The 7,739-nt window shown below is 55.6% G+C and carries 5 protein-coding genes; 1 reads left to right on the top strand and 4 read right to left on the bottom strand.

Annotated elements, in window-relative coordinates; translation table 11 throughout:
• Positions 1-196: 196 nt before the first annotated feature.
• The 4 genes from crcB to cysZ all read right to left on the bottom strand — a co-directional run bounded on the left by crcB (position 197) and on the right by cysZ (position 6,809).
• The gene (gene crcB, locus VOI14_RS03335) at positions 197-577 is read right to left on the bottom strand and encodes a fluoride efflux transporter CrcB (protein WP_323750611.1); all 381 of its coding nucleotides are present in this window, start codon (positions 575-577) and stop codon (positions 197-199) included.
• Between the two features lie 14 nt (positions 578-591).
• Complete coding sequence (locus tag VOI14_RS03330) at positions 592-3,039, bottom strand: acyl-CoA dehydrogenase (RefSeq protein WP_323750610.1); 2,448 nt, start codon at positions 3,037-3,039, stop codon at positions 592-594.
• A 138-nt stretch (positions 3,040-3,177) separates the two neighbouring features.
• Positions 3,178-6,042, bottom strand: a complete 2,865-nt coding sequence (rapA, locus tag VOI14_RS03325; RefSeq protein WP_323750609.1) for an RNA polymerase-associated protein RapA — start codon at positions 6,040-6,042, stop codon at positions 3,178-3,180.
• A 17-nt stretch (positions 6,043-6,059) separates the two neighbouring features.
• Positions 6,060-6,809, bottom strand: a complete 750-nt coding sequence (gene cysZ / locus VOI14_RS03320; protein ID WP_323750608.1) for a sulfate transporter CysZ — start codon at positions 6,807-6,809, stop codon at positions 6,060-6,062.
• A 95-nt stretch (positions 6,810-6,904) separates the two neighbouring features.
• Between cysZ and VOI14_RS03315 the strand changes: the two genes are divergently transcribed.
• Complete coding sequence (locus VOI14_RS03315) at positions 6,905-7,285, top strand: VanZ family protein (RefSeq protein ID WP_323750607.1); 381 nt, start codon at positions 6,905-6,907, stop codon at positions 7,283-7,285.
• Positions 7,286-7,739: the final 454 nt, after the last annotated feature.

The following is a 7,739-nucleotide window of genomic DNA, read 5'->3' as shown; positions in this document are numbered from 1 at the left end:
TACGGAAAAACTGAACTCGCGGGATCAAAAACAGGACGGCACTACTAACTGCGGAGGTACGTCTTATTCATGAACTGCTTTGCTAATCTTTCCTTCAGTAAACACTCTACTCTTGAAAATCGGGCTTGCCAAGAGTCTTAATAAGAATTTGTGTAGGTAAAGATACACAACCTCAAGCAGGCCGATTTCAGGCGATCTATCCTCGCAGCGCGGCGAATGTCCAGAAGCCAAAAGCGGTCATTAATATGGAGCCAATCACGTGCAACAGGATGCCGGCCAGAGCCACCGCCCATTTACCTTCTTGAAGCGCTCCAAACATTTCCAGAGAAAAGGTCGAGAAGGTCGTCAAGGCACCGCACAAACCGGTAATAGCAAACAAACGCCATTCCGGTGCCAGCGCACTGTTATGAGTGAAAAAGCCAATCAACACGCCGACAAGCCAGCCGCCAACCAAGTTGGCGGCCAAGGTACCCCAAGGTACGGCGTGATAAGACCCATTGAGCCAAAGCCCCAATACCCAACGAAGGTTGGCGCCAATCACGGCGCCAACACTCACGGCAAGGGCAGACAGCCACATCTCAGCTTAATTCCTCAAGCCGGATTGTGATCGATAAGCGTGTCCTTGTTACGGGCAAACTCATCAAACGGGAAGTCATCCACAGTCAGCATTTCAAGCACCAACTCTTCATACTCGCGCATGAAGTCGGCTTCTTCCTGCGTGAACACCTCCGCCTCAAGGGCGGCTTCGAAACGCTCTTCCGGATGCAAGGCGGTCATTGGCAACTCGCCTTTGCCGTAGGCTTTGGTCGCCTTCCGATACAGCTGCTCCGCTTTGTCGTAATCCTTCAGCAAGTGGTTGTACTGAGCCACTGGATTCGGAATATCCCCTTCTCCGTCAGTGGTCCAGGCACCGGCCAGCAACTTGTTACGCAGCGGCGTGTCCTTGGAGATCGCCTGAGCCAGCACCCGGGTCAACTTATCACTCGGTTCGGCCCAGCAACGGCCAAGCGGCAAGGTAATCACCCGCAATGCCAGGGCCACGGGTCGGCTTGGCAAATTCTTGAGGAATTCGTCCAGCGCGGTTTCAGTGCGATTCAACAGCAAAGTCATGCTGTATTCCATCAGCTCTTTCTCGCCTTCGGCCGGCTGTCCTTCGTGCCAGTTCTTGAGCACCATGGAACCCAAGTAAAGATTCGCCAGCATGTCACCCAAACGGGCCGACAACAGCTCACGCATCTTCAGCTCACCGCCCAGAGTCGCCATAGCCGCATCGGCACATAGCCCGAACGCCGAACTGAAGCGGGCCAATGCCTGTGCGTATTTGCTGGAGGCACTGTCGAGCGGCACATCGGCTTTACCGACGCCAAAGGCTTGAGTAAAGGCGCGAGCAGCATTACCGAAAATCAGGCCTGCATGGCCAAAGAACGCTTCATCGAAGGCTTTCAGGTCATCGTTATCTTTGGCTGCCAACTCTTTCAAAACGTAGGGATGGCAACGAATGGCGCCCTGACCAAAGATCATCAGGCTTCGGGTCATAATGTTTGCACCCTCCACCGTGATCGATACCGGCATGCCACTGTAGCCAATGCCCAAATAGTTACGGGGCCCAAGGGTCACCGCTTTACCACCGTGCACGTCCATAGCATCGGTCAGAATGTCGCGTTGGAACTCGGTGAGATGATATTTCAGGATGGCAGACGGCACAGCCGGCTTCTCACCCTTATCAATCATATTGGCGGTGTGATTCACCGCTGATTGAGCAATGTAAGTCTTGCTGGCAATTCGAGCCAAAGGCGCCTGCACGCCTTCCATCTCAGCAACCGGGGTATTGAACTGACGGCGAACACGAGTGAACCCACCGGCGGTACCCACGGAGTACGCAGCAGTACCGGCAGCCCCGGAAGGCAACGTGATACAACGACCGACCGACAGGCACTCAACCAGCATACGCCAGCCCTGACCGGCCATTTCCTGACCACCAATGACGTAATCCAGCGGGATGAAGACATCCTGGCCTTTGATCGGTCCGTTCATAAACGGCGACCCAATCGGGCAATGACGACGGCCAATTTCCATGCCATCGGTATCGCGAGGGATCAACGCACAGGTAATACCATGATCTTCGGTTTCACCCAGCAGACCGTCCGGGTCGAACATCCGGAACGCCAAGCCAACAACGGTGGCAACCGGGGCCAGAGTGATCCAACGCTTCTCAAAGTTGAGGCGGATACCCAGCACTTCTTTGCCGTCGACTTCCTGCTTGCAGACAATACCGGTGTCCGGCAGCGACGTAGCGTCCGAACCGGCACGAGGCCCGGTCAAACCAAAGCAGGGAATTTCAAGACCATCAGCCAGGCGTGGCAGATAGTGCTTTTTCTGCTCTTCCGTACCGTATTTCAGCAACAATTCGCCTGGCCCGAGGGAGTTAGGTACCCCAACAGTGACCATCAACATTTCGTTCGCGGCCAGTTTCTGCAGCACCGCTGTCTGGGCTTTCGCTGAGAACCCCAGTCCGCCGTATTCTTTCGGGATGATCATGCCGAAGAACTTTTCTTTCTTCAGAAAATCCCAAAGCTCTTTAGGCAGGTCCGCCCGCTCAACGGCCAGATCCCACGAATTGCACATGCTAATGGCTTGCGTGCACTGGTTGTCCACGAAGGCCTGCTCTTCTTCCGTCAATCCACTATGGCGATTGATCAACAGGTTGTGCCAGTCAGGTCGGCCGGTGAACAGCTCACCGTCCCAACCCACGGTGCCAGCTTCCAGAGCGACCTTTTCGGTTTCAGAAACCTTGGGGGCCACCTTTTTGAACATGGCAAACACCCGCGGGGTCAGCCAGTTGATGCGGAATTGTGGCAATCCGGCCGCCGCTGTGACCGCTGCACCGATGAACAGCACCAGACTTAGCCAGCCTGAGCCCATAAACAGGGATAGCACGCCCACGACCAACATGACACCAATGGCATGCTTGGCGCCCGACTCTCGGCGCATCACAAACAGCAAGCCGGCTAGTGCCGCCAGAAAAAGAATCAAAGTCATTTTAGGTTCTCTCTATCTTCCATGGATTAAAGCCTTTGTCGTATTGACCCAAGGCCTTGGCTAATGGTTCGTTTATTCAACTTACCTTAACAGGTGTCCTTGCGCTAGATAACCACATCTTCAATATCACCGCTGACCTCAGGAAGTCACGATGACCCTAATGCCTTCCAGGGCCAGACTGGCGTGGCCAACAGCATCGCGAGCCGCTGCCAATTGGTCGCGCAGGAACTCAATTTCCTCATCACGAATCGCTGGATTAACCTTTTTCAATGCCTCCAAGCGCCGAATTTCAGGTTCAAAACCCGCTTCGACCCGAGCCAGTGCTTTCGCCTTCAAAGGTGTAAGGTGCGGATCGGAAAGGCGCTCCACGTGATCCACCATGGTTTCTACTTCAGCCCGAATTTTCGGCACGATGGCCTGGGCCGTACGACGACGTATGTTCGAACACAATTCGTTCAGACGGTCATGAGGCAAAGCCTTCGACAAGTCACGGCCATTAACGTCCACCACCAGTCGTAGCGGCGATACCGGCAAATAACGGGTCAGCTGCAAGCTTTCGGGGGCCGGGCAATGCACGGCAAAAACCGCTTCCAGCAGCAGAGTTCCCGGCGGCAAGGCTTTGACTGACAGGCTGGCCAGCGCCGCCTTACCCAAGCCGGAGCTGGTCACCGAGTCCATCACGCCAGTCACCATGGGGTGCTCCCAGCTCATGAACGCCATATCTTCACGCTGCAACGCCTGCTCACGCTCCCAGGTCACGGTCAGACCGTCTTCCGGCAGCTCAGACACATGACCGGACTGGTACTGTTCGCCGGGTTTGAGCACATCGGCATGCTCGCTGTGGTCTTCAATATCGACACCCAGAATATCGAACGCCTGCACCATGTAATCGCGAACCTGAGCCGAACCTTCTTCTTTTTCGATCTCGGCAATCAGCGCTTCCGCCTCGTCCCGGCGACAGGAATTCAATTCGATCAGTGCGTCCCGACCGTTATGCAACAGAGTCTTCAGACGTTTGGTTTCTTCTGCGCTGGCGGACAACAAAGGCTCCACCGCCGCCTCATCGCCCGCCAGGGCTTTTTGCCAATCGCCGCTGACATGTTCGTGTACCGCCACACCCACCGCACAGCTTTCAGCGAAGGCATTCAATCCTTCCTGGAACCAACGGTACTGAATTTCCTGACTGGTACCCTGAAGGTAGGGGATGTGAATCTGAATGGTTTCAGTCTGACCAATACGGTCCAAGCGGCCAATTCGCTGTTCCAGCAAATCGGCATTCGCCGGCAAATCAAACAACACAAGGTGATGCGCAAACTGGAAGTTGCGGCCTTCACTGCCAATTTCCGAACAGATCAGCGCCTGTGCGCCCTGCTCGGTATCTGCGAAGTAGGCTGCAGCACGATCCCGCTCGATCAAACTCAGATGCTCGTGGAACGCGGCACTGCGAATGCCTGCCCGCAACTGCAAATAGCTTTCCAGCGCCATGGCGGTATCCGCACGGGCGCAGATCACCACGACTTTTGCCGGACGCAGGCTGGCCAGCTTTCTCTCCAGCCAAGCCACTCGCGGGTCTTCCACCAGCCACTGTTCTTCCGCGGCGGTTTGTTCCGGCGCCAGGCCAGTGTCACCGAAGCGGGCCTCTTCATAGAGTGCGGGACACGGCAATGGTTCCGGCGACGGTTGGCGCTCGGGAAACCCTTTGATAGCCGCGCGGGTATTTCGGAACAGAACTCGCCCCGTTCCGTGGCGATCCAACAGCGCATCGATGACGGCCTGGTGCGCATCATCCTGTTCCAGCAGCTCAGCAAGCTCGTCGCCCAACCAGTTCTGAAGCGCCGCTTTATCCTCTTCAGCGATGCGATCCGGTGCTGCCTGCAACCTGCGCACCACAGAATTGATGGCCTCGTACTGTTGTTCTTCCTCGCGGAACGTTTCCAGATCGTGAAAACGGGCGGGATCCAGCAAGCGCAGCCGGGCAAAGTGACTGGCGATTCCCACCTGTTCCGGGGTTGCGGTCAGTAGCAACAGCCCTTTACTGACGGCAGACAGCTCTTCCACCACCTCGTATTCCGGGCTTGCTTGCTCAGGCGCCCACGCCAAGTGGTGGGCCTCATCAACGACCATCAGGTCCCAACCCGCTGCCAGGGCGTGCTCACGGGCCTTTTTGCTGCTCACCAGAAAATCCAGACTGCACAACACTAACTGGTCAGCTTCGAACGGATTGACGCCATCATCGTCATCACCAAAGATGTGGTTTACCAACGCATCCACATCGTCTTCCTGAGCTTTGATGTCGTCGTAACGACCCTGATCGACAATCGAAAATCTCAGATTGAACCGGCGCAGCATTTCCACCAGCCACTGATGCATTAATGAATCCGGCACCACAATCAACGCCCGGCGGGCACGGCCGGTATGCAGCTGGTAGTGCAGAATCAAGCCTGCCTCAATGGTTTTACCCAACCCAACTTCATCCGCCAGTAACACCCGCGGGGCGTGGCGGCGAGCTACTTCATGAGCAATGTACAACTGATGCGGCAAATGCTGGGTGCGGGCACCGATCAACCCCTGTGCGGAAGAAGCACGGAGCCGGTCCTGATGCTCAAGCGTGGACACACGCAAGCGGAAGGCGCCGTTGCGATCGAACTGACCCGCAAACAAACGTTGGTGGGGCGCCGAGAAATTCACCGAGCCCGCAAGTTTGACTTCCGATACCTGAACGATCTCTTCGCCGTCATCGGCGTGATACATCAGAATGCCGCCCACTTCTTCTACGGCACGCACGGTATATTTGTTGCCATCAAAGGTCTCTATGCCCTCGCCCAGCTGAAACACAATTCTCGACAGGGGTGCGTTATCAATGGCGTAAGTGCGTTCCTCATCGGCCGCAGGAAACCCCAGTGTGATTCGGCGACCGGAGATGTCGGTAACAATGCCCAACCCCAAAGCCGTATCACTGTGGCTAACCCAACGCTGACCGATGGCAAATTCCGATGTTTCCAAGAAACCTCCGCTACAAATTACTGATGTTTAGAATCGTTTTCGCGAACCCAGTAGGCCGTTGCGCCGCATACAGCTGCCGGCACAACGATCAGGTTCAGAATGGGCACCATGGCCGCCAAAGCGACCGGCAAACCAAAACCCAGAGCCGACAAGCGGCTGGCCGCAAGTTCTCTGCGCAGCTTGGGAAAACTGACACGGTGATTGTCGGCGGGAAAATCCACGTACTGCAGGGCCATCATCCAGCTGTTGAACAGGAACCAGAGCACCGCCGCCGCCAAATTGACCACCGGGATGAGGCCAATGATGAACAACCCCAGAGCCCTGGGCAGGTAATAGGCGATTTTCTGAACTTCCCTCCAGAGTGCTCGGGGAATGTCTTTTACAATCGCTGCCCAGCTACCCTCGGTGCTGACCTCCTGGCCGGTAAGATGTTTTTCCGTTAGCTCGGAGAGATAGCCATAGAAGGGCGAGCCAATCAGATTGGCAATGATGACAAAGCCGTAAGCCAGCATCAGCAAAATCACCACGCCATACAGCAGCCAGAACAGCCAGTCCAAGGCTTGTAGCCAAGCCCAATCAGGCAGCCACGCCATCGCGCTGGCAATCATCAAAGCGAACAATTCAGCCAGGAAATAAATTAGCAGTCCGAACAACAGAACGTTGATCACAAGTGGGATGATCACGAACAGCCGCAGGCCGGGTTGGCGTATTAGCCTGAACCCCTCTCCCAGGTAGCCCAGTCCTCGAAAAAAGTTTCCCTTGAGCATTGCTGGTGGTCCTCCGCTGCCATGACAATAACGGGGCGCAAAGCATATCATGTCAGGCACAATCCCACAGCCTGCAACTACACCCGGATTTCTCTATGCGTCGTTTTCGGCAAACCTTTTTCTCGCTCTTGCACATGACTCGGCTCTGGCAAGCGGTGCTGTTCCTGTCCCTCGCCGCTATTTTTTATTTGGCGACCACCAGCCAAAGCTACCCCATCCCGTCTTCTGCCAACGACAAGATCAATCACCTGATCGCCTTTGCAGAACTGACCATCGTGACTCGGTTGGCCTGGCCACGCCTCGGTTTTCACTGGTATGTACCCGCATTATTGGGCTTTGGCTTCGCCCTTGAAGCTGTCCAGGCAACTCTGCCCTATCGGGATTTCTCTCTGGCCGATGTGTTGGCCGACGCTCTGGGCATTACCATCGGCATGCTGCCTTGGCCGGGCATCCAACGCACCAGGGCAACCAAGTAAGATAAGGCCCCGACCTGCCGTGAGATATATCGCACAAAGCCGTAGGAACTACTGGATTCATGGCGTGCGCAGCCCATCACCAAAACCCCATAAAACCTCGTAAGACATTAAATTTTAATAACTTATAGATAACCCTCCCCAAAATAGATCCGGCTGTACCCGCCCAGATCACAGGTTTGCAACAGAAGCCTTGGTATAGTGTTTCTCGTCAGGGATGACAGGGAAATGGACGACGCATTGGACGCACCCCCACACGGACTGAGGGGAGAGGCAAGGACACAGGGAAGCCTCGCTTAAGGGATATCGATTTGGATTGCCGGCTCGGACGCCAGCACCAGGGAAAGGCAAAGGATCCAGCAACACGGCTGTTGCTCACCGCGCAAGGACGCGCTAACTGTTCCGACTGTGAACTGCTCAGGATGGCGGTTCAGTACCTGTAAAGGGCGACTCTCGA

It is taken from the genome of Marinobacter sp., from assembly GCF_034669625.1.
GTDB lineage: Bacteria > Pseudomonadota > Gammaproteobacteria > Pseudomonadales > Oleiphilaceae > Marinobacter.
The sequence above is the reverse complement of the archived record's forward strand: the minus strand, read 5'-3'. Positions and strand labels throughout refer to the sequence as shown.